Source organism: Methylophaga sp. UBA4204, from assembly GCF_002379485.1.
GTDB lineage: Bacteria > Pseudomonadota > Gammaproteobacteria > Nitrosococcales > Methylophagaceae > Methylophaga.
In genome coordinates this window covers 28,995-29,502 of the sequence record NZ_DFTU01000062.1, presented here as the reverse complement: position 1 = coordinate 29,502, position 508 = coordinate 28,995, and the positions used below count along the sequence as shown (strand labels likewise).

General features: G+C 48.2%; 1 pseudogene. It reads right to left on the bottom strand.

The features are described 5' to 3' along the window. Positions 1-422: pseudogene (locus B3182_RS09100) on the bottom strand (phosphate starvation-inducible protein PhoH); the annotation flags it as partial. Between the last annotated feature and the right edge of the window lie 86 nt (positions 423-508).

The window sequence follows — 508 nt, the reverse complement described above, 5'->3', positions numbered from 1 at the left end:
GCAGGTCCCACACCAAAGTTGATGTCATGCGTCATTACCCGACGCAAATAGGCTTGTTGATTTTCACCCCGCGCCTTAATCAGGCCGCGTTTGGTTTTGATGGTAACTTCTTTTTCTTCTTCAAACCCGGTGGTTTCAGTGCCACCCGATTCACGAATCGCCAGATGTACCTGTTCCGGTTCCAGAACAGATTGGGCGGTGTCAGCATACAAGGCATGTATCACATCCTGTACTTCAGCCAGAATATCCGGCTTACCGATGATCTGGAACTTGCCACCACGGTTATTGATTTCCACACCAAATCCACGTTCCATCATCCGGATATGTTCATCCAGATGACCACATAGGTTGGCTAGGCGGGGATTATCCGCAGGACTTAATTCAAAGCTTATCGTGTCAACTGTAACAGCTGGAGTGACCACAACTTAGATTCCAAAAAGGAGTTAGAGGATAACGCTATCAGCAAGAAGTTCTCCTCGCAAGGAGTTGGTGTGTGCCTCTGTGACAC